This window comes from Rudanella paleaurantiibacter, from assembly GCF_009184635.1.
Taxonomy (GTDB): domain Bacteria; phylum Bacteroidota; class Bacteroidia; order Cytophagales; family Spirosomataceae; genus Rudanella; species Rudanella paleaurantiibacter.
Genome location: NZ_WELI01000009.1, coordinates 44,331 through 63,690, shown reverse-complemented (window position 1 = coordinate 63,690; position 19,360 = coordinate 44,331). Strand labels below are relative to the sequence as shown.

The window sequence follows — 19,360 nt, the reverse complement described above, 5'->3', positions numbered from 1 at the left end:
GCCGTCAGAAAAGGTTTTACACGGAACACGTCTGCATGAGATGATTGTATTTATCGACGACCGCCCGATTCGGTTCATCAACACAAAGAAAGCCAACCGCTTAGACGACCTGACTCACTATGATCAGATCGTAGATGCCCGGCTCGAAATCCTGAAAGACGACGCGCTGAAAGGCCATCTGCTGGTGCTCAATGTAGCCCCGACGATGGTGGAAAAGGTGGTAAGTCTGATGCAAACCGCCGATGTGAGCGATCTGCAATCGATCACGCTCATTTGCAAGGATAAAGAAGCCTGCGAAGAACGGTTTGCGAGCCTTTTCAAGGTGGTAAAGGCCGCTGGAGGGGTGGTTTTTAAGAACGATCAGATGCTGCTGATGTTCCGCCGGGGCGTATGGGACCTGCCCAAAGGTAAGCTGGACGATGGCGAATCGTCGCGCGAAGGGGCGGCCCGCGAGGTGGAAGAGGAAACCGGGGTTGTGGTGGCTATCGAAGATAAAATCTGCACTACCTACCACACTTACACCTACAACGGTAGCCGGATTCTGAAGCGGACCAAATGGTACCGGATGCGGCTGGTAGACGACAGCCGAATGGCCCCGCAGGAAGACGAAGACATCGAAAAACTGGCCTGGCTCGACCGGAAGCAGGCTTTGGTAGCCCTGACCAATTCGTTCAGCTCAATTCGTTACGTGATCGATCAGGTGTATCAGGCTACGGTAAACACCCGGTAAAGTCGGGTGTGCTTACAAACACAGAAGCCGGGCGGAGTTGACTCCGCCCGGCTTCTGTGTTTGTGATAATGGATAGGGTAAAATGGAAAAGCCGGGCATTCTTATGAAAAATATTGCTGAAGGCCTTTGCGTCAGCAGGAGTGACCTATCTATAGAGCCACCTTTTTGTACAACAGAGTCCTAAAGGGAGAATGTGTAACTGCTTAATTGTCAGTTGTAAATAACGTGAATTGTGGGGTAATTTGTATTACAACCAGCTGTTTAACAAATGATTGCTGACGCAAGGGCCTTCGACAGGCTCAGGCTGACTGGGGGCTCTCAAGTTTATAGTCAGCCTGAGCCTGTCGAAGGCCCTTGCGTCAGCCATTATGCATAATTCACGTTAAATATTATTACTCATTATGCATTGTCCATTGTCCATTGTTCATTTTTCATTGTCCATTTTTCATTCAATTCCCTCTCTATTACTGATCGAGTTTGTACGGCACAAAGGCGTCTACATTTTTGCCGTAGCGGTGCAGGTCTCGAATTATGCTCGAACTGATGGGGGCGAGGTGGGGTGATGTAATCAGAAATACCGTTTCGACGTCTTCGTACACATACCGGTTCACCTGCGAAATGCTGTTTTCGTACTCAAAGTCGGTGGTGTTGCGTAATCCCCGGAGCAGAAATTTGGCCCCGGCCTCGCGGGCTACGTTGGCCGTCAGCCCGTCGTAGGGCAAAACTGACACCGAGGGATAATCGCGAAACGTTTGCTCGATAAAGCGGACCATATCGTCGAGTGGGAAATACCGTTGTTTATTGGCATTCCGGCCGATACCGATAATAATCTGGTCGAACAGGTTAAGGCCGCGCAGAACAATGTCTTCGTGGCCTTTGGTGAATGGATCAAAGGAGCCGGGAAAAAGGGCAATTCGCGCCATGTTGTGAAACGTAAGGAAGCCGGCACCCGCTGGCCCCGGCAATTGAACAGGCGAAGTAGCGAATAAAATCGTTACGACCGGTAACGACGAAACCGGTTGGGAGTGGGTAATAGGCAAATTTGCTCCGCATAAAGCCGCCGACGTGGAAACAGGGGCAAGGTAAGAATCCAATAATTTCCTACATTGGGCCAAAATTTTAAAAACGTTGCCCCCATGAATCAGCAACCCGTATTAACTGAGCAGGAACGGAATCCGCTGGCTTCCCTCGAAGAGTGGGAAGACGACCTGTTGGCCCGGTACCCCGAAACACCGGCCTCAGTGAATCCAGAGCACAAGACCAAAGAAGAATACCGGAACTACGAGGCTCCTGCCCGTGATACCGTTCGGGAATTTTACCGACTCAATCACCGCTATCAGACGTTCGATTTCGTGCGTGAGAAGCGGGAAGAGTTTTTGGCATTTAACAAAAAAGAAATGACCGTTTGGGGCGTTGCTGAGTTCCTGAACACACTCGTTGACGACTCCGATCCCGATACCGACCTCGATCAGCTTCAGCACCTGCTGCAAACCTCGGAGGCTATCCGCGCCGATGGGCACCCCGATTGGTTTGTACTGACGGGTTTCCTGCACGACATGGGCAAGGTGCTGTGTCTGTTTGGCGAGCCGCAGTGGGCTGTGGTGGGCGATACGTTCCCGGTTGGATGCGCACATTCTGATAAGATTGTGTACTCTGAGTTTTTTGCCGAAAATCCCGATAGCCAAAATGAGCAGTACAACACCAAGTATGGTGTGTACGAGCCCAACTGTGGCCTTCGGAACGTGCACATGTCGTGGGGTCACGATGAGTATCTGTACCACATGACGAAGGACTACCTGCCCGAGCCAGCCCTGTACATGATTCGGTACCACTCGTTTTACGCGCAGCACCGCGAGAATGCGTACAATCACCTGCTCGACGACCACGACCATGAGATGTTCAAGTGGGTGCGGGCCTTTAATCCGTACGATCTGTACTCGAAGAGCCCCAAGCCGCCGGTTGTAAGCGAGCTGAAGCCCTATTATGAAGATTTGATTGCTAAATACCTGCCCGCAACGGTACGTTTATAGTAGAACTTACCCCTATCGGACATTGGATAGTGGGTGTTGGAAAGGTAATAGCATACCCGGTATGCTTTTGCCCCCGACGCCCGGTATTCAATGTCCAATTTTTTTGCCCAATGGCTACCAAACGTTCTCTCCAAACTCCTATACTCGGGCTGGCTACGCTGGCTCTGGTGGTGGTGTCCTGCGTTAAAATGATGCCTGGCAGGGCCGCCAACGATACCGCCCTGATTGTGCGGGAAGACCCCGCCGAAGGCCGTCAGAAAGCCAAAGACATCCGCGAAAAAACGGCCCTGACTGTGGCCGATGGGCTTCAGGTTTCGCTGTGGGCGTCGGACTCCCTCGCGCCCGACCCGGTGGCTATGTCGATTGATGATCAGGGACGGGTGTATCTGACCCGAACTAACCGGCAGAAAAACTCCGAATTTGATATTCGGGGGCACCGCAACTGGATGACACCCTCTATTGGCTTACAGACCGTGGAAGACCGGCGGCAGTTTCTGCGGAGCACATTCGCACCCGAGAAAAGCAAAGAGAACGAGTGGCTAAAAGACCTCAATGGCGATGGTAGCCACGATTGGCGGGACCTAAAAGTAGAGAAAGAGGAAATCTGGCGATTGGAAGACACCGACAACGACGGCATTGCCGATAAGTCGATGCGGATTCTGAACGACTTTTTCGATGAGGTGTCTGACATTGCGGGCGGTTTGCTCGTACGGGCCGAAGACGTGTTTGTTGCTATGGCCCCCGATATGTGGCGGCTTCGCGATACTAACGGCGATGGCGTTCTCGACCAGAAAACCTCCATCAGCACCGGCTACGGCGTGCACATCGGTTTCAGCGGACATAATATGTCGAACCCGATTGAGGGCCCGGACGGGAAAATCTATTGGAACATGGGTGATATCGGGGCCAACATCACCACGGCCGAAGGTGTCAACCATAAGCGTTCTAATGAGGGGATCATTGCCCGCTCGAACCCGGATGGTACCGATTTTGAAGTGTTTGCGGGTGGTTTGCGCAACACACACGAGTTTGTGTTCGATGAATACGGCAACCTTATCAGCTCCGACAACGATGGCGATCACCCCGGTGAAAGCGAGCGGCTGGTGCACGTGGTCGACGGGTCAGATGCTGGCTGGCGTTCCAATTGGCAATACGGTAAGTACACCGATCCCAAAAACAACAGCTATAAAGTCTGGATGGACGAGAAGCTGTTCAAGCCTCGTTGGGACGGGCAGGCGGCTTACATTATCCCGCCCATCATGAACTTCCATAACGGGCCTACGGGTATGGTGTACAACCCCGGTACAGCTCTGGGGTCGGCCTGGAAAAATAAGTTCTTCCTGGTTGAATTTGTGGGCAACCCGGCCCGGTCGCCGATCTGGGCCTTTGGCCTGAAGCCGAAAGGCGCTTCGTTTGAACTCGCTGGTGAAGAGAAAGTGCTGACCGGCCTGCTGCCTACCGGTATTCGGTTCGGACCCGACGGTGCCCTGTACGTGGCCGACTGGATCAACGGCTGGGATACCAAAAACTACGGCCGGGTCTGGAAACTCGACGTAACCGAGGAGCGGAACGACCTGAAAGCACAACGCGCCGAAACGAAGCGGCTCATGCAGATGGCTTACGCAACCCAAACACCCGAAGCGCTGTACGATTTGCTGATGTACCCCGACATGCGAATTCGGCAAAAAGCCCAGTTTGAACTGGTAAACCGGGGCGCAACCGGGGCGGCTCAGTTGCAGAAAGCCACGGCCCAAACGGCCAATCAACTGGCGCGGGTTCACGGGGTTTGGGGAATTGGTCAACTGGCTCGTAAAAACAAAGCCGATGGCAAGCCTTTGCTGGCCCTGCTGCGTGATTCTGACCCTGAAATTGTGGCACAGGCGGCCAAAGTGATTGGCGATGCCGACATGAGTGAGGCTACCGCGCAACTGATCGGGTTGTTGAAGAGTAACACCCCACGGGTGCAGTTTTACAGCGCACAGGCCCTTGGCCGCATTCGCGATCAGAGTGCTATCGGGCCGTTGCTCGATATGCTCAAAGCCAACAACGACGAAGACGTGTATCTGCGCCACGCAGCCGTAATGGCTCTGTCGCGGATTGGGCAGGTAGAGCCTATGGTCGCTTTAGCGAACAGCCCTGATAAATCGCTACGGCTTGCTGCGGTGCTGGTGCTGCGCCGGTTGAAAAGTGACAAAGTGGCCCTTTTCCTAAACGACCGCGACGAGTACATTGTCACCGAAGCGGCCCGCGCTATCAACGACGATGAGTCGATTCCGGGTGCTTTGCCTGCTCTGGCGGCTACGCTGGGTAATACTCGCTTTACCTCGGAGCCTTTGCTCCGGCGGGCTATTAACGCTTGCCTGCGGGTGGGCGGTAACGCGCAGATTGACCAATTGGTCTCGTTTGCGAACCGCAAGGATGTGGCCAAGCCCCTACGTACCGAAGCCCTGGCCACGCTGGGAAGCTGGTCGAATCCATCGGTGATGGATCGGGTGGATGGCCGGTACCGGGGGGCGCTCAACCGCGATGCGGCTCCGGTGCGGGCGGCTTTGCAGGCAAGCCTGAACACGCTGTTGCAGGATGCTGAGCCGAGCATTGTGGTGGCTACTGCCCAGATGATCAGTGGCCTCGGACTGACCAATGCCACGGCACAGTTGGCTACATTGCTGAGCCAGAGTCCATCGGCCGAAGTACGGTCGGGCGCCCTCACGGCTCTGGGCAACCTTCGGTACGCGGGTATGGAGTCGGCTATCAAACAGGGTATGACTGATGCCGACGCTGACGTGCGTACGGTGGCCCTCGGCCTCATGCGTGGGCAGGATTTGTCGGCGGCTACATTGGCTGAGGTATCCCGCACTATTTTCGAGAAAGGCACCGTGAAAGAGCAGCAACAGTTGCTTCAGGTGTTAGGTACCATGCCCTCGGCCAAAACAGAGTCGATTCTGGCCGGGCTTATCGACAAACTGGTGTCGAAATCGCTACCCCCAAGTCTGGCTCTTGAACTGGGCGAAGCGGTCGACTCAAGCCGGTCGGCCCCGCTGATTGCCAAATTGGCCCCGTTCCGTACGGTGGGTACGACCACGGCCGATTATCAGGATGCCCTGTTTGGTGGCAATGCGTTGCTTGGTCGTCGGTATTTCATGACCAACTCGACCGGTCAGTGTGTGCGCTGCCACGCCATCAACGGGCAAGGGGGCGAAGTGGGGCCCTCGCTCACCCGCATTGGCGAACAACTGAGCCGCGAACAACTGTTGCAGGCGCTGATTGAGCCGAGTGCTCGTCTGTCGCCGGGGTACGGGAGCGTAATGCTGACCTTATCCGACGGTCAGACCGTAAACGGCGTGCTGACGGCGGAAAACGAACGCGAACTGGTGCTCAAAACGACCGACGCTGAACCGCTTAAAATTGCGGTGTCGCGGATTACAAAGCGCGAAAATATGCCGTCGAGTATGCCACCTATGGGCTACATCATGTCGAAGCGCGAAATCCGCGACATGGTTGAGTTTCTGGCCAGTTTGAAACGGCAGGAGAAGTAAGGAAATGGGTAATTTTTAGCTGTTTTGAGTGATGGGGCTATTATTGGATTATAGTTTTAACCACTGCCAGGGTCTTTGACCACTGGCAGGGTTTAGAGCGATGAAACCCTGCCAGTGGTCAAAGACCCTGGTAGTGGTTATAGTGGTATTCTGTGACGAATTATAAGAGCAGAAAAAGTAGCAAGCTCTCATCAGTCAATACATTTACTAGCAAGGGGGCCACGGCATACTGCCGTGGCCCCCTTGCGTATGATATGGTTATGGTCTTAATAAAGAGGTCGGTCTGGGCCTCATTGCTCCGGTTACCGGTTCGACGAGCTACCACTGCCCATTTTACTCATAATATCCTGCGAAACCTTGAGGTGGTTTTTAACAAGCGGATGAGCGGCCATTTCGAGGTTCTTCAGGCTGGCGTCTGATGCCTGACTCCGTACCATATCCATCACTTTGTCGAGTTTCTGGTGGCCGTTAACCCCGCTTTCGCGTACATAGGCCATATCAAACTGCGCACCGGCGGCAGTACCTTCCATCTGGGCAATCATCGCTTGAGCCTCGCTGTCGGGGGCTGCCGGAAGCGTAACCCCTTTGGCTGCGGCAATTTCTTTCAGCTTGGCCGCCAGCCCGGTTTGTTCCTCCACCTCGGCGCGGGCCAACTCGCGTACTTCAGGGTTGGTAGCTTTTTCGGCCGCAATTTTACTGACGGCCAATTGCATCATGCCCCCTTTGGCTACTTCCATCATCAGCTTACTGTCGGCGTCGGAAAGTTTGGCACTCGTTGGTCGAATACCCGAAACGTCGGCGGCACCTTTCTTATTCATGCGGTCGAAGTCAGCCTTGCTTTCGCGGCCCACCATGCTGCCCGTTGAGGCTGTAGTCCCCCCCGTGTTCATGCCCGAATTTTGTTGGGCCATAGCGCCCGACGACAGAGTCAGGGTAGTCAGTACACTTAGGCTCAGCGCCCATTGTTGTGAAGTTTTCATGTGCGTTTTTACTAACGTTGGCAAAAAATATAAAATCTATCAAGTTTATATGTAATACTTTGTTCCACCCGGTTGTTCTCCATTCGTCAGCATTTTAATGCGCTGATTAACTGGTCAGGTAAAAACAGGGCCAATAGACTCGATGAGGCCACTTTAAGGCGACGCCATCCTCAATAAAATAAGCATTCGGCCCACGAAGAGCGTTGTTAGAATAGGTGCATCAAACATGCAACGTACTCAACACGATGAAAAGCAGACTTTTTTTAGCCGCGTTGTGCCTGTTTGGCATAACGGCCCGCGCTCAAACCAAACCGGCCACGACCACACCGCCCGCAGTCGTGTCGCTAATCGAAGGCATTACTGATAAGCAATTTATGCCCGACACGGCTTTCGTTGCTTTATCGAAGCAAGACGAAGCCCAACTGGCCAAAGAGCCCGTGGCCAACTGGGGCCTGGCGCAGGAATCGGGCGGGAGCATGACGTACTACAACCTTGTCATTGGCACACTGTCGTACCAGTTGGTGATTACCCGTCCGCCTAAATCGGCGTATCCGATAGCGACCCTGCTCCGGTATAGTACACCCAAATCGAAGCCTGAGCCGCTGGCACGGGGTACTCTTCGGCCGGTGGAAGCCGGAAAGCCAAAGTAAACTGATCCCGGAGGGGTATTTTTTGCATTGGCTGCAACAGGGTTGGGATGGCCCTCGTATTGGAAAATAGATAGTCCGAAGGAAAGAGTTCGGGTACGCCAACCCTGTTCGCAAAATGAGGTGAGCGTATCCGAGTGAATGTGTTCAGGCCGCTCTTCGGCTATATACAGCAATCAAGGCGATTTTTAGAGAGTGACCCGGCTGGTGGTCACTCTCTTTTGTTTGGACGAACCAGACAGTTTCAGTTGACGTGATACAGTTTCAGTTGACGTGATCCGCATTAGTAAAGGGCTATTCGGGTGAATCACGATTGGGTAGGATGGGTTGTACGTATTGCCGTCGCAACCACCGGCTGAGGCCATCAAGACCGGGAAAAAGCACCCGTTCATTGATGTTAGCCTGATCAAGTTTATCCCGGATTTCCCACTTCAAGTCATTAGCGACGGTAATTTTCCGGTACACATCAGGCCGTTGTTCAAGCCAGCTTATCATGCTGATGGTTGGGTTTGAGATGACCGAAAACAAGGCGTACTGGTTCACAATCCGGTCGTCGATCGAGGGCGGCTCAAAAAACAGAGCAAATGGGTGCTCACTACGGGCATCGAATTCGCGCAACGAGTGAATCGGACTGAGCATATCGATAGTAAAGACATCGGCCCCTTCGTCTTCGAGTAATCCACTCAGGGCGGCCGGGAGGTAGCTATGCACTTTTTTGTAGTCAAGGCACCAGATAACCCCATCGGAGTGGTATCGTTCGGTATTAGCTGAAACGAAGTGCAGAGCCACGTAGGGCGAAAAGGTCCAATCCATCAGGCGGGTGGGGAGCCCGTGGTGCTGGGCTACCGAGAGCCAGTACCAGAGTGAGTCTCGCTCAACCACATCGCGGAGGGCATATTTTTTGAAATTTCGTAGCAGGTGTCCCTCAATTCGGGCGCAGTCTTGCCCCATACGCATAAGCGAGGTGTCGAGCACAAACGACTCGTCGGGAAGGCCCCGGAACGCAAAGGGTGGCCTGAACCGGCGGAGCGACGGCATCCAGGCATCTTCGTAGAGCAGGTCCATGAGCTGGTTCCAGGTGGTAGCGCGTATCGAATTCATGGGCGAAACAAATAGTAGCGGTGGTATAAACCGGCTTTACCGGAAATAGAGATGAGTTTACAAAAAAGTGGCTACAAGCCCAACGCGACTGTGGCACGTTGGGCTTGTAGCCAAAAAATAAGTACCGGGCTTTATTCCTTTTTGTGGCCCGACCCCTGCATCTGTTCGGTTTGGGCGTGCCCCTGCGGGATGGGTGGGGCCAATTGGGGCTCCTGTCCGAGTGGCTGCGCCTTAATTTCATGGAATGTGCCGCGCCCATCGAGCGAGGGCCCTTGGGTCCAGCGCCGGTTGGTACCTGCCGATGGTTGCTCGGGGTCGATGTTGGTATTCACAAAGGCGTAGCTAAACTCCTGCACTTCCTGCGCCTGCGGGAAACTATTCGGAATGGGTAGCACATTATACAGGTTACCTTGTCCCAGCTCTTCCAGTACGGCCAGCCACTGTTGCTGGTGCATGGTATCGCGGGCGATCAGAAACGCCAGCATATCTTTCATACCCGCATCGTCGGTCATCTCGTACAGGCGTGTAGCCAGAGTACGCCCGGTGGCTTCGGCCGTTACGTTGGCGAGCATATCCGACGCCATATTGCCCGAACTCACTACCCACGAGCCGTTGAATGGAACCCCGTTGGCATCGGAGGCCAAAGCCCCCAAACCACCCGACAGATAATGGCGAGGGTCGCCCCCGCCCACAATTTTCTCCATGAGTGGGTCATTGCCCACAATTGTGTCGATTACACTGCTGGAAGCCCCCTCAAGGTTCAGACAAACGGCCGTGGCCAGCATTTCGATATGGGCCATTTCTTCGGTACCGGTATCCAGGAGCATATCCCGGTACCGAACCGGCCCGCGTGCGTTCCAGGCTTGGAACAGGTACTGCAAACACACCCGGATTTCGCCTTCAATACCGCCAATGGCCTGTTGCAGAGCGCGGGCAAACTGTGGGTTCGGCTTGTCGACCCGTACTTTGTACTGGAGTTTCTTGTCGTGATAGAACATGCTTACGTCGGTTAAAAAGGGTTACTGATTGCCCGTCCGTGAGCCTGACGTTGTACTGCTATTGCCTGAACCTGAGTTGCCCGTACCCGAGCCGCTGTTGCCGTTGTTGGTGGCTTTGGTGTTTGTTCGACGGGTTTTGGTCGATTGGCTCCGGCGATTCATCTGGCCTTGCCCCGATGTACTGCCCGACTGGCTGCGTACGTCAGTGCCGCCTGTTGTGGTGCCGGTAGTTCCCGTGCCGACGTTGGCGTTGTTGGTCTGCCCGGTGTTACCACCCGATAAGGCACCGGAACCCGATTGGCGGGTGCTGCTACCCGACGATTGGCTGTTCGTACTGGAGCCCGATTGGCGGGTCGAACTGCCCGAAGCCGCTCCGTTATTTGCCTGAGCGTTTGCGTGGGTGGCGGCTACTGCCATGAGCAATGCTGCGGCCATGATTACCTTTTTCATCCGTTGAATTGGTTTATGCCGTTGCCAGTCGACAACCCTTTGTAAAGCCCCAATTCGCCGGATGAGTCTGTCTTCGGGCGGCAATTAGTGAGAAAACGGTTCTGAGGCATGTGCTGGCCGGGGGCGCTCCGAAGCCAGAATCACCGTACCATTTTCGAGTAGGTAAGGTTGCTGTGGGTGCGGGCGCATTTTGGCTTTGCGAACTTTTTTACGCTTCCGTTCGGGGCGTACATACCCGGCCCGGCGCATAGGGTCGTGGGTGATATAGGTGAGCAAAATGGCTGCCAGTAATAGCAAAGGCAGCAGATACATCAAAGGGATCTGGGTTTCCATAACGAATATGTTGAGTGAAGTTGGGCCAGTATGAATGTCGTCTGGACAGGCCTGTCGGGCAAACGGCCTTACGACTATAACGTGGCACCACGAGTTTACTGTAGCTAAATAGAGGGAGCGGTCTGCCTGGGGCCGTTCCCTTACTTCTGGCGAAGCAGCGGGTCGTACTTCGCGCGGTTTCGGGTTGGAATCTGTAGCGGCCTGCCTACCAACGTCGGGCTCATAACGTTTACTCAACCAACCTGAAAAACACTTGGATGACCATGCAATTCCGGCTCTGGCGCTCGCCCAATAGCGATGCTGCCGACCAACCGGCTTCGGCGTACTCGCCCGAAAACAGTGCCGGTCTCGATCAAACCCGTACCTACAATGCGCCCGTAACCAGCAGCCCCGGCGAAACGCCGTACACGGGAAGCCATGCCCCCGATTACAATGCCGAAACGGAGGCCGACGGGGACGGTCCAAGTGGCGAAAACAGTAAAGCCCCCGCCCAACAGGGAGGTGGCCTCTGGACAAGTGGAGGAGCCGTAACAACGGGCACCCCGTATCACGACGAAGACTAACCCGCTATGAAACGAACACGCCTGATTTTACTCTGCATTTTGCCCCTGTGCGGGCTTAGTGCCTGTTTTTTCGGAGACCAAAGCACCACGACCGATGCCGCCAATGATGCCGCGGGTACGGGCGACCCGCACCTGGCTCGCGAGGTATCGGGTGTTTGGCTCTTGAGCACCGACTATAATTACGATCAACGATGTAATTACCTGCCGGTTGAGTTTGTCCGTAATCTCTTTAAACTGGGCGAAGCGGTCGAACTCGAAAAATACGATATGCTCAACGGCTGCGAGGTGCGTTGGGGAGGTGAAAAAGTGACCTTTTCGTTCGAAAAAGACTCGCCTTACGAGTCTACGTTTCAGTCGGAGTACGCGTTCGACCGGCTATTCCAGCCCCAGCGCGTAGCCGAACGCGACTCGGCGGCCCTGACGCTCGGCGTGAAAGAGGGGTCGTATCATGGCCCCAATCCGGAGGGCACAGCCGCCGAGCGGCCCGAATCGGGTATCCGGCCGGGTGGGGGCGTCGGCGATGCGTCGGCTGACAACGATTCCTCGAATCACCCGTCGCCAAACCTGACACCGGCTGCTACCAAGCTGGTGACTCCCGCCCAGAACACGCCCACGGGGGTGGCACTCAATGGTGTGGGCGACAAAGCTATTTGGGAGCCGACCAAACGGACGCTACATGTGCTCTACCTGAATCACATCATGCACGTGACGGCCCCGGTTCGGATGAACGAGCGCGTGGCCCGCGAGGGAGCGGTGAACCTGGCTACCGCGATACTGGGCCGGTTGAATAATAAAGAAGCCTGAGGATCGGCCGTTGCCGACCACCCCCTAACCCCCTCCTGAAAAGCAGGAGGGGGAATGAAACGTCTACTTCGAGCCATTAGCGAGCTGGTAAAAGGCTCATAATGTGGCTTGTAAGGTTTCCCCTCCTGAAAAATAGGAGAGGGTAAGGGGGTAAAAATTAAAAACAATAAACAACGTAAACCGAATACTATGCTGGCTATGAATTACCGGGGCCCCGGGCGAGTCCGAATCGACCATAAGCCCATGCCTGAAATCAAGCATCCTGAAGATGCGATTGTTCGGGTCACACGGTCCTGCATCTGTGGGTCCGACCTGCACCTCTATAATGGCAATGTGCCTGATACACGCGTTGGCTCCACATTTGGGCACGAGTTTATCGGCGTGGTCGAAGAAATAGGTCCCGAAGTGCACAAACTGAAAGTAGGCGATCAGGTACTGGTGCCGTTTAATGTGGCTTGCGGGAAATGCCATTTCTGCCAGCAGGGGATGTTTGGCAACTGCCACGAATCGAACCCGGAGGCTACAGCCGTGGGCGGTATTTTTGGCTATTCACACACGGCAGGCGGCTACGATGGCGGTCAGGCCGAGTTTGTCCGGGTACCCTACGCCAATGTGGGGCCAACGGTGATTCCACCCGGTATGGACCCCGATGATGCCGTATTGCTCACCGATGTGGTGCCGACCGGGTATCAGGCTGCCGAAATGGGTGGTATTCAGCCCGGCGATACAGTGGTGGTGTTTGGTGCAGGCCCCGTTGGGATTATGGCTGCGCGTTGTGCATGGCTGTTTGGGGCCGGCCGGGTTATTGTGTTCGATCAGTACGAGTACCGGCTCGAATTTGTGCGCAACTATGCGCCCTGCGAAGCCTATAATTTTAAAGAGATCGACGATCCCGTCTTGTTCATCAAGAAAATGACCGACTGGATGGGGGCCGATGTGTGTATTGATGCCGTTGGGGCCGAGGCCGCTGGCAGTGCGCTACAAACCATTACAGGTCGCAAAACGCTGTTACAGGCGGGCTCGGCAACAGCCATGCACTGGGCCATTAATTCGGTAAAAAAGGGCGGTATCATTTCGGTAGTAGGGGTGTATGGCCCAACCGACAACCTAATTCCGATTGGCAACTTCATGAATAAGGGCCTAACCATGCGGGGCAATCAGACATCGGTAAAACGGTTGTTGCCCCGGCTCATCGAACACGTGCAGAATGGTGTGCTTAATCCTAGGGCACTCATTACACACCGCGTCCCGCTTGAAGACGTAGCCGATGCCTACCACATCTTCTCCGAGAAACTCGACAATTGTATCAAACCGGTTCTTATCCCCCCTTCAGCCAATGCCTAATCTGGAAGAATTAGCCCCTCAATTTGCCCATATCAAGGGCTGGGGCATCGACGCAGACCCGAAAAATGATCCGACATACCCCATGAAACAGCGCACCAATGCGGAGCATTCGGGGTATTCGTGGGACCGGCCTACGCAGCAGGTAGCCCATGAAGAGGTGTTGCATTCCAACGAACGCCCCGGCCTGACGGCGGTATTTGGCACAACGGTACCGCCAACCGGCCTGAGTGGTGCCCTTCGGCGGTACGCTTTCCAATATAGCGAGTCGAGTTACGGTCATTGGTTACCGCTGCTGCTGGCCGACCGCGTCAATGTGGTCGAAGGTATTATCGACGATTTTAAGCAGGGGCGGGTGCCCAATATTTTCGCTGAAAAGGGCTGGAAATCGGAGTGGAAGCATAACCCGCAGGGGTTGGCAACCAAAGTGCTGATTACGGTAGCGATCACGGCTGGTGTAGTAGCCCTGTTGCGCGGCAACCGGAGCCGTTCGCTGCAACGGGCGTAAACGATACATACAGTTTAAGGGTCAAAGCCCATCCTGACTGGGATGGGTTTTGACTTTTGAGCCTGTTTTCGGAATTAATCAGACCGGTTGGGCTGTTGCCAACGAGTGGGCTGCCTGTTCAGCTCTGCAGAGTATGTGTAATTGACGTTGTGAGAATGAGAATACGAATGAAGCGACACTACCGTGTGGCCCGGTATGTGATCTATCGTCAAACCCTGCTTCGGCCCGCCGACCATTTCTGGACTTTTCTGGGCGCGTTTGTGGCCATTGCTGCCATCGGGCTCATGCAGCAAACGCATTTTACCGAACAGGACAATGTGTTTTTGATTGGCTCCTTGGGGGCCTCGTGTGTACTTATTTTCGGGTCGGCACATAGCCCGCTGGCCCAGCCCCGTAATCTGGTTGGCGGTCATCTGATTGCCTCGCTTATTGGCGTAGCTGTCTACAAACTGTTTCCCGGCCAGCTCTGGTTATCGTCGGCATTGGCCGTTTCGTTGTCTATTGTGGCTATGCAGATTACCAAAACCATGCACCCGCCCGGTGGTGCTACGGCCCTGATCGCTAATATTGGCTCTGAAAAAATCAAAAGCCTTGGCTTTGCCTACACTTTCTCGCCGGTACTGACGGGCGTTGGTATTTTGCTGCTTACTGCCCTGCTCATCAACAATATCCCCGCCGACCGGTCGTACCCGGCCGATCCGCTGTCGTGGCGGAAACTCCGTCTGCGAGCCCGTAAACATCTCCGACAGACGGTGAAGTAGACGCGCAAATCTGGTTTATGGTTTATAGTTTGTGGTTTTTGGTTAACTGCTCAGAAACGATGAACTATATACGCTTAAGTGAATGTATAATGAACAATGCATAATGAATAATTGTCTTGCCTGCTGACAATTATTCATTATGCATTGTTCATTATACATTCAATTCAGTCTGACTACTTTACCCTTTCAGAGCCGTTTAATGCGCTTTATCAGGACCCGCGCAATCCGTTCGTAACCTGCGTCGGAAGGATGTAGACCATCGTACGTTTGTGCGACCGACTCAGCGGGGTAGGGGTACTCGTCGGTTTCGGGGTTAAACGGAACATCGATGAAATCGGGATAGCGGTAGTTCCGATACTGCCCTGTTTGCGGGTCTTTCAGCCGCTTGAACTTCACCAGCTCTTTGTGGTCCAGCCCTTTCAGGTGGTACAAATCCACCACGGGCAGCTTCTCATGGCGACCAATGGAGTCGATGGCTTGCGCAAACGATTCGAGCGACTGCCCGTTTTTGGGCTTGTACGAGCCAAACGCGTTGTTCTTAAAGTTGAACAGGTACACAAAATCCACACGCTGCATGGGGGTAATCAGGATGATCGGCGCGTTGGGGTTGAGGCTTCGGAGCTTATCAATAATAATCCGATAGGAGCCGTACACCGTCCGGTTGCCCGTATTGGCAATATAATCGTTCAGCTGTCCCAATGGCCGCCCGGCCCACCAGTCGTTGGTGCCCAGAAACACCGAGTAGAGGTCCGCTCTGGTGAGGTTTAGCGTCTCAATCTGCGCGGCAATGCGCCCGGCCGTCCAGCCATTATGTCCCTGGTTCACAAACTGGACATAGGGCAATTGCTCGGTTACGCGGGTCATATACCCTTTGGTAACCCGATTGCCGGTTTCGTTCAGGTGGTCGTTGAGGTACGTGATCGAGTCGCCGATGGCTACCCACGTCAGGGTATCGCGCCGGAACGAGCTAAACAGGCCAACAAGGCAGCAGAAAAGGAGAAGTTTACGGAACATACCTATAAAATCACAGACCGGAGCGCAACTACCCGTTTGAGTGCGAGTCAGGGTTGGCCAACCACCATTAGGTTAAGCGTGCCATCGAACACAGCAGTGCTGTTGCCCGCATTATAAAATCGAACCTTGAATGTGTTGGTCGTCGTATTAACATCGTGTACGGTAAGTATAATCTGATGCCACGTGTTCCCGGTACTCACGACTTGTGCAATACTGACGCGTGGAGTTCCGGTGAAGGTTGTCATATTAAACGTTACGTCAAAAAATACATTGGGTTGCAAGGTTAAAATCAGGTTGCCACTGGGCAAACTCATTTTCAACTGGGTTGAGCTATTACTGCGAACAATGCCGAAATTGCCATTGACCTGCAAATTTTCACTGATGCGTGCATTCCCCACTACATCAAGCGGTTGTGTAGGTGAAAGGGTACCGATGCCGACTCGATTATAAGCGTATAGATTATTTTTGGCATGCACATCGCGCTCGATCAAAGCGTCATTATCACTGCGAAGGTTTAGCTGTGCCCGAACACTACCACCAACATCAAGGGCGTAGGCTGGAGAATTTGTTTGTATACCAATCCAGTTATTTGAGAACAATACCGACCCATTAGTTTGCCATTTGTCGGTGATTTCGCGCCAGACAGCCCCCGTATGGTACCAAAATGAACTTTGCGTGGTGTCATACACCATCAGACCTTTAACCGGTGGAATGGTTTGTCGGGTAGTTGTGGAAGTGCGGGGAATAAGCAAGCCTTTATTGGGGCTTTTTAAATCTAAAACTGCGTTGGGGTTTGGCGTGCCGCCCAGACCGATTTGCGCCACAGCGCGCAATGAACTTACCAATAGGAGAAGTAGTAGTGAAAGCTTCATGAACATGAATGGATTTTTGGTGCGAAAGTGAGTGTGCAATCGTCTGATTGACAATAGTTTTGACTCAACGGTAGGTGGGGGTATCAAACGGTTTAGTTGCTGAATGCCATCGGTGTCAAAAAAGATGGATGAATGGCAAAAAACAGGCCCCGAACTTCGCACAAATCGGGGCTTTGCGTACTTTTGACGTAAAGGTGGTTCGGTGAGCTACCCCGTAGACATTTTAGACATCGACTTGTATGACAAAATCGTTTATGCTCAGCCTTTCGGTATGGGCGTGTAGTACGCTGGCCATTGCTCAGCCGCGCTGGACCGAAACCGATGCGGGCTCGTTTCGGGTAGTGACTAATCCGGACGGACAAACGCTTGGTTATTCCGCTGAATCGGGTGTTAAACTGCTTACGGTCGCCGGTTTGGCGTTTAAAGACCTGAACCGAAATGGTGTGCTCGACCCCTACGAAGACTGGCGGTTGCCGGTTGAACAGCGCGCCAAAGACCTGGCCTCGAAACTGACTGTCGAGGAAATTGCGGGCCTGATGCTGTACTCGTCGCACCAGTCTATTCCGGCGCGGGCAGGCGGCTACTTTGCGGGTACCTATGGCGGCAAACCGTTCAAAGAAGGCGAGACCGATCCTACGGCCCTAACCGATCAGCAGCAGAAATTTCTCCAGACCGACCACCTACGGCACGTGTTGATTACCTCCGTGCAGACGCCCGAAGTGGCAGCCCGCTGGAACAACCGGATGCAGGCATTCTGTGAGCGGGTAGGCAAGGGGATTCCGGCCAATAACAGCTCTGACCCCCGCCACGGCACGGTGGCACGGGCTGAGTACAACGCAGCTGCGGGTGGCCGTATTTCTATGTGGCCTTCGTCGCTCGGTTTAGCGGCTACGTTCGATCCGGCACTGGTAGAGCAGTTTGGGCAAATTGCCGCCAATGAGTACCGGGCACTGGGCATCACTACGGCGCTTTCTCCGCAGGTCGATATTGCCACCGAACCTCGCTGGGGCCGTTTTGAGGGCACATTTGGCGAAAGTCCCCGGTTGTCGGCAGCAATGGCGCAAGCCTACTGTAACGGGTTTCAAACGTCGCTCGGCCCGAAGCTGGTAGCGGGCGGCTGGGGTTTCGGATCGGTCAACGCCATGGTGAAACACTGGCCGGGTGGCGGGGCTGGCGAGGCTGGCCGCGATGCGCACTATGCCAACGGCAAATACGCGGTGTACCCTGGTAATAATTTCGATCAGCACCTGATTCCGTTTATCCAGGGGGCGTTTAAGCTCAATGGCAAAACCGGCATGGCGTCGGCCGTGATGCCCTATTACACCATCTCGTGGAATCAGGACAAGAAAAACGGCGAAAACATCGCTAACAACTACAACCGTTACCTGATTACTGATTTGCTCCGGCAGAAGTACGGGTACGATGGGGTGGTGTGTACCGACTGGAACGTGACCGGCGACCACAAAGTGATGGACTCGTTTATTGATGGAAAGTCGTGGGGCGTCGAAAAACTATCGCTTGCCGAGCGGCACTACAAAGTACTGATGGCGGGTGTTGATCAGTTTGGAGGTAACAACGACGCCAAACCGATTCTGGAGGCCTACCAACTTGGTATAAAACAGCACGGAGAGCCGTTTATGCGGGCCCGGATGGAGCAGTCGGCCGTACGGTTGCTGCGTAATATTTTCCGGGTTGGTCTATTTGAAAACCCTTATCTGAATGCGGCTGAATCGAGCCGGATTGTGGGCAAGCCCGCGTACATGCAGGCCGGGTACGAAGCCCAGCTGAAGTCGATCGTTATGCTCAAAAATAAGGCCGCGGTGCTGCCGTTGGCTTCCACCAAAACGGTGTACGTACCGAAGCGATACGTAGCCGCGAGCCGGAATTTCCTCGGTATCGAAACCCCGTCCTCAACCGATTATCCGGTGAATATGGAGCTGGTGAAGAAATACTTCAAGGTGACCGACAACCCCGCCGAGGCTGATGTAGCTCTGGTGTTTATCGAAAACCCCAAAACGGGTATTGGATACGACGTAGAAGATCTGAAAAAAGGGGGTAATGGCTACCTGCCTATCAGTTTGCAGTACGGCCCCTACACGGCTACCGACGCGCGGGCCACGAGCCTGGCCGGGGGCGACCCGCTGGAGTCGTTTACCAACCGTTCGTACAAGGATAAATCGGTTACGGCGCGCAACGTAACAGACGTGCAATTGGTAGCCGAAACCCGCCAGAAAATGAATGGTAAGCCCGTTATTGTTTCGGTGGCTGTTGCCAACCCGATGGTGTTCAGCGAAATTGAGGGCGATGCGAGTGCCATTCTTGTCAGCTTCGGCGTGCAGGATCAGGCGTTGCTCGATATTATGTCAGGTAAAGTCCAGCCGTCGGGTTTGCTGCCGATGCAAATGCCCGCATCGATGAGCGTCGTTGAAAAGCAGGCCGAAGATGTGCCGTTTGATATGCCCTGCCACCGTGATTCAGAGGGGAACTCGTACGATTTTGGCTTTGGCCTTAATTGGAAAGGAGTGATCAAAGACGCCCGCGTGACCAAGTACAAGAAATAGAAACTGGGCTATTATGATCTGCACATGACTGCACCCCTGGCTTTCGTTTTAAAGCTAGTGGCGCAGTCATGTTTGCGGGCGGCACTCGTGTTAACTCGAACTGTGGCTCTAAGTAGCTTGGTTTCGGCACG

The 19,360-nt window shown here is 54.1% G+C and carries 18 protein-coding genes; 10 read left to right on the top strand and 8 right to left on the bottom strand.

Annotated elements, in window-relative coordinates:
• The first annotated feature begins 40 nt into the window (after positions 1-40).
• A complete protein-coding gene (locus tag F5984_RS19260; protein ID WP_185155576.1) occupies positions 41-730 on the top strand; it encodes an NUDIX hydrolase in 690 nt (229 codons plus the stop codon).
• 464 nt (positions 731-1,194) lie between these two features.
• Here the strand turns inward: F5984_RS19260 and coaD are convergent, their stop codons facing one another.
• Complete coding sequence (gene coaD, locus F5984_RS19255) at positions 1,195-1,653, bottom strand: pantetheine-phosphate adenylyltransferase (RefSeq protein ID WP_027302725.1); 459 nt, start codon at positions 1,651-1,653, stop codon at positions 1,195-1,197.
• Positions 1,654-1,866: 213 nt separating this feature from the next.
• Between coaD and F5984_RS19250 the strand changes: the two genes are divergently transcribed.
• Positions 1,867-2,760 (top strand): inositol oxygenase family protein, encoded by an 894-nt coding sequence (locus tag F5984_RS19250; protein ID WP_044129839.1) that lies wholly within the window; start codon positions 1,867-1,869, stop codon positions 2,758-2,760.
• 110 nt (positions 2,761-2,870) lie between these two features.
• On the top strand, positions 2,871-6,296 hold the full coding sequence (locus F5984_RS19245) for a PVC-type heme-binding CxxCH protein (protein WP_185155575.1): 3,426 nt from the start codon (positions 2,871-2,873) through the stop codon (positions 6,294-6,296).
• A 302-nt stretch (positions 6,297-6,598) separates the two neighbouring features.
• On the opposite strand, the gene F5984_RS19240 is transcribed toward F5984_RS19245, so the two are convergent.
• Complete coding sequence (locus F5984_RS19240; protein WP_152125857.1) at positions 6,599-7,276, bottom strand: DUF4142 domain-containing protein; 678 nt, start codon at positions 7,274-7,276, stop codon at positions 6,599-6,601.
• A 245-nt stretch (positions 7,277-7,521) separates the two neighbouring features.
• On the opposite strand from F5984_RS19240, the gene F5984_RS19235 reads away from it, so the two are divergent.
• Complete coding sequence (locus F5984_RS19235; RefSeq protein WP_152125856.1) at positions 7,522-7,926, top strand: hypothetical protein; 405 nt, start codon at positions 7,522-7,524, stop codon at positions 7,924-7,926.
• A 291-nt stretch (positions 7,927-8,217) separates the two neighbouring features.
• Here the strand turns inward: F5984_RS19235 and F5984_RS19230 are convergent, their stop codons facing one another.
• The 4 genes from F5984_RS19230 to F5984_RS19215 all read right to left on the bottom strand — a co-directional run bounded on the left by F5984_RS19230 (position 8,218) and on the right by F5984_RS19215 (position 10,805).
• Positions 8,218-9,024: an FRG domain-containing protein gene (locus F5984_RS19230; protein ID WP_152125855.1), complete on the bottom strand. Its 807-nt coding sequence runs from the start codon at positions 9,022-9,024 to the stop codon at positions 8,218-8,220.
• A 131-nt stretch (positions 9,025-9,155) separates the two neighbouring features.
• Positions 9,156-10,022, bottom strand: a complete 867-nt coding sequence (locus tag F5984_RS19225; protein WP_152125854.1) for a manganese catalase family protein — start codon at positions 10,020-10,022, stop codon at positions 9,156-9,158.
• A gap of 21 nt (positions 10,023-10,043) precedes the next feature.
• Positions 10,044-10,472 (bottom strand): hypothetical protein, encoded by a 429-nt coding sequence (locus F5984_RS19220; protein ID WP_152125853.1) that lies wholly within the window; start codon positions 10,470-10,472, stop codon positions 10,044-10,046.
• 84 nt (positions 10,473-10,556) lie between these two features.
• Positions 10,557-10,805, bottom strand: a complete 249-nt coding sequence (locus F5984_RS19215) for a hypothetical protein (protein WP_152125852.1) — start codon at positions 10,803-10,805, stop codon at positions 10,557-10,559.
• A gap of 263 nt (positions 10,806-11,068) precedes the next feature.
• Between F5984_RS19215 and F5984_RS19210 the strand changes: the two genes are divergently transcribed.
• From F5984_RS19210 to F5984_RS19190, 5 genes are all read left to right on the top strand, one after another.
• Positions 11,069-11,368, top strand: coding sequence for a hypothetical protein (locus F5984_RS19210; RefSeq protein WP_152125851.1), 300 nt, complete (start codon positions 11,069-11,071; stop codon positions 11,366-11,368).
• Between the two features lie 6 nt (positions 11,369-11,374).
• Positions 11,375-12,172: a hypothetical protein gene (locus F5984_RS19205; RefSeq protein WP_152125850.1), complete on the top strand. Its 798-nt coding sequence runs from the start codon at positions 11,375-11,377 to the stop codon at positions 12,170-12,172.
• A 189-nt stretch (positions 12,173-12,361) separates the two neighbouring features.
• Positions 12,362-13,516, top strand: coding sequence for a zinc-dependent alcohol dehydrogenase (locus F5984_RS19200; protein WP_152125849.1), 1,155 nt, complete (start codon positions 12,362-12,364; stop codon positions 13,514-13,516).
• On the top strand, positions 13,509-14,021 hold the full coding sequence (locus F5984_RS19195; RefSeq protein ID WP_152125848.1) for a hypothetical protein: 513 nt from the start codon (positions 13,509-13,511) through the stop codon (positions 14,019-14,021). Before F5984_RS19200 ends, F5984_RS19195 begins: the two co-directional genes overlap by 8 nt.
• 167 nt (positions 14,022-14,188) lie before the next feature.
• Positions 14,189-14,782 carry an HPP family protein gene (locus F5984_RS19190; protein WP_152125847.1) on the top strand — a complete coding sequence of 198 codons (594 nt, stop codon included), beginning with the start codon at positions 14,189-14,191 and terminating at the stop codon, positions 14,780-14,782.
• Positions 14,783-14,968: 186 nt separating this feature from the next.
• On the opposite strand, the gene F5984_RS19185 is transcribed toward F5984_RS19190, so the two are convergent.
• Positions 14,969-15,796 carry an SGNH/GDSL hydrolase family protein gene (locus tag F5984_RS19185; RefSeq protein ID WP_152125846.1) on the bottom strand — a complete coding sequence of 276 codons (828 nt, stop codon included), beginning with the start codon at positions 15,794-15,796 and terminating at the stop codon, positions 14,969-14,971.
• Between the two features lie 47 nt (positions 15,797-15,843).
• Positions 15,844-16,668 carry a hypothetical protein gene (locus tag F5984_RS19180; protein ID WP_152125845.1) on the bottom strand — a complete coding sequence of 275 codons (825 nt, stop codon included), beginning with the start codon at positions 16,666-16,668 and terminating at the stop codon, positions 15,844-15,846.
• Between the two features lie 239 nt (positions 16,669-16,907).
• Here F5984_RS19180 and F5984_RS19175 point away from each other — a divergent pair, with 239 nt between their 5' ends.
• Positions 16,908-19,229: a glycoside hydrolase family 3 protein gene (locus tag F5984_RS19175; RefSeq protein WP_152125844.1), complete on the top strand. Its 2,322-nt coding sequence runs from the start codon at positions 16,908-16,910 to the stop codon at positions 19,227-19,229.
• Positions 19,230-19,360 lie beyond the last annotated feature (131 nt).

What these genes read in the sequence shown, in the direction of transcription:
- F5984_RS19230 (WP_152125855.1), bottom strand. Translation starts at nt 9,024, where the DNA reads ATGAATTCGATACGCGCTACCACCTGGAACCAGCTCATGGACCTGCTC.
- coaD (WP_027302725.1), bottom strand. Translation starts at nt 1,653, where the DNA reads ATGGCGCGAATTGCCCTTTTTCCCGGCTCCTTTGATCCATTCACCAAA.
- F5984_RS19190 (WP_152125847.1), top strand. Translation starts at nt 14,189, where the DNA reads ATGAAGCGACACTACCGTGTGGCCCGGTATGTGATCTATCGTCAAACC.
- F5984_RS19240 (WP_152125857.1), bottom strand. Translation starts at nt 7,276, where the DNA reads ATGAAAACTTCACAACAATGGGCGCTGAGCCTAAGTGTACTGACTACC.
- F5984_RS19245 (WP_185155575.1), top strand. Translation starts at nt 2,871, where the DNA reads ATGGCTACCAAACGTTCTCTCCAAACTCCTATACTCGGGCTGGCTACG.
- F5984_RS19175 (WP_152125844.1), top strand. Translation starts at nt 16,908, where the DNA reads ATGACAAAATCGTTTATGCTCAGCCTTTCGGTATGGGCGTGTAGTACG.
- F5984_RS19180 (WP_152125845.1), bottom strand. Translation starts at nt 16,668, where the DNA reads ATGAAGCTTTCACTACTACTTCTCCTATTGGTAAGTTCATTGCGCGCT.
- F5984_RS19260 (WP_185155576.1), top strand. Translation starts at nt 41, where the DNA reads ATGATTGTATTTATCGACGACCGCCCGATTCGGTTCATCAACACAAAG.
- F5984_RS19200 (WP_152125849.1), top strand. Translation starts at nt 12,362, where the DNA reads ATGCTGGCTATGAATTACCGGGGCCCCGGGCGAGTCCGAATCGACCAT.
- F5984_RS19250 (WP_044129839.1), top strand. Translation starts at nt 1,867, where the DNA reads ATGAATCAGCAACCCGTATTAACTGAGCAGGAACGGAATCCGCTGGCT.
- F5984_RS19220 (WP_152125853.1), bottom strand. Translation starts at nt 10,472, where the DNA reads ATGAAAAAGGTAATCATGGCCGCAGCATTGCTCATGGCAGTAGCCGCC.
- F5984_RS19215 (WP_152125852.1), bottom strand. Translation starts at nt 10,805, where the DNA reads ATGGAAACCCAGATCCCTTTGATGTATCTGCTGCCTTTGCTATTACTG.
- F5984_RS19205 (WP_152125850.1), top strand. Translation starts at nt 11,375, where the DNA reads ATGAAACGAACACGCCTGATTTTACTCTGCATTTTGCCCCTGTGCGGG.
- F5984_RS19235 (WP_152125856.1), top strand. Translation starts at nt 7,522, where the DNA reads ATGAAAAGCAGACTTTTTTTAGCCGCGTTGTGCCTGTTTGGCATAACG.
- F5984_RS19210 (WP_152125851.1), top strand. Translation starts at nt 11,069, where the DNA reads ATGCAATTCCGGCTCTGGCGCTCGCCCAATAGCGATGCTGCCGACCAA.
- F5984_RS19195 (WP_152125848.1), top strand. Translation starts at nt 13,509, where the DNA reads ATGCCTAATCTGGAAGAATTAGCCCCTCAATTTGCCCATATCAAGGGC.
- F5984_RS19185 (WP_152125846.1), bottom strand. Translation starts at nt 15,796, where the DNA reads ATGTTCCGTAAACTTCTCCTTTTCTGCTGCCTTGTTGGCCTGTTTAGC.
- F5984_RS19225 (WP_152125854.1), bottom strand. Translation starts at nt 10,022, where the DNA reads ATGTTCTATCACGACAAGAAACTCCAGTACAAAGTACGGGTCGACAAG.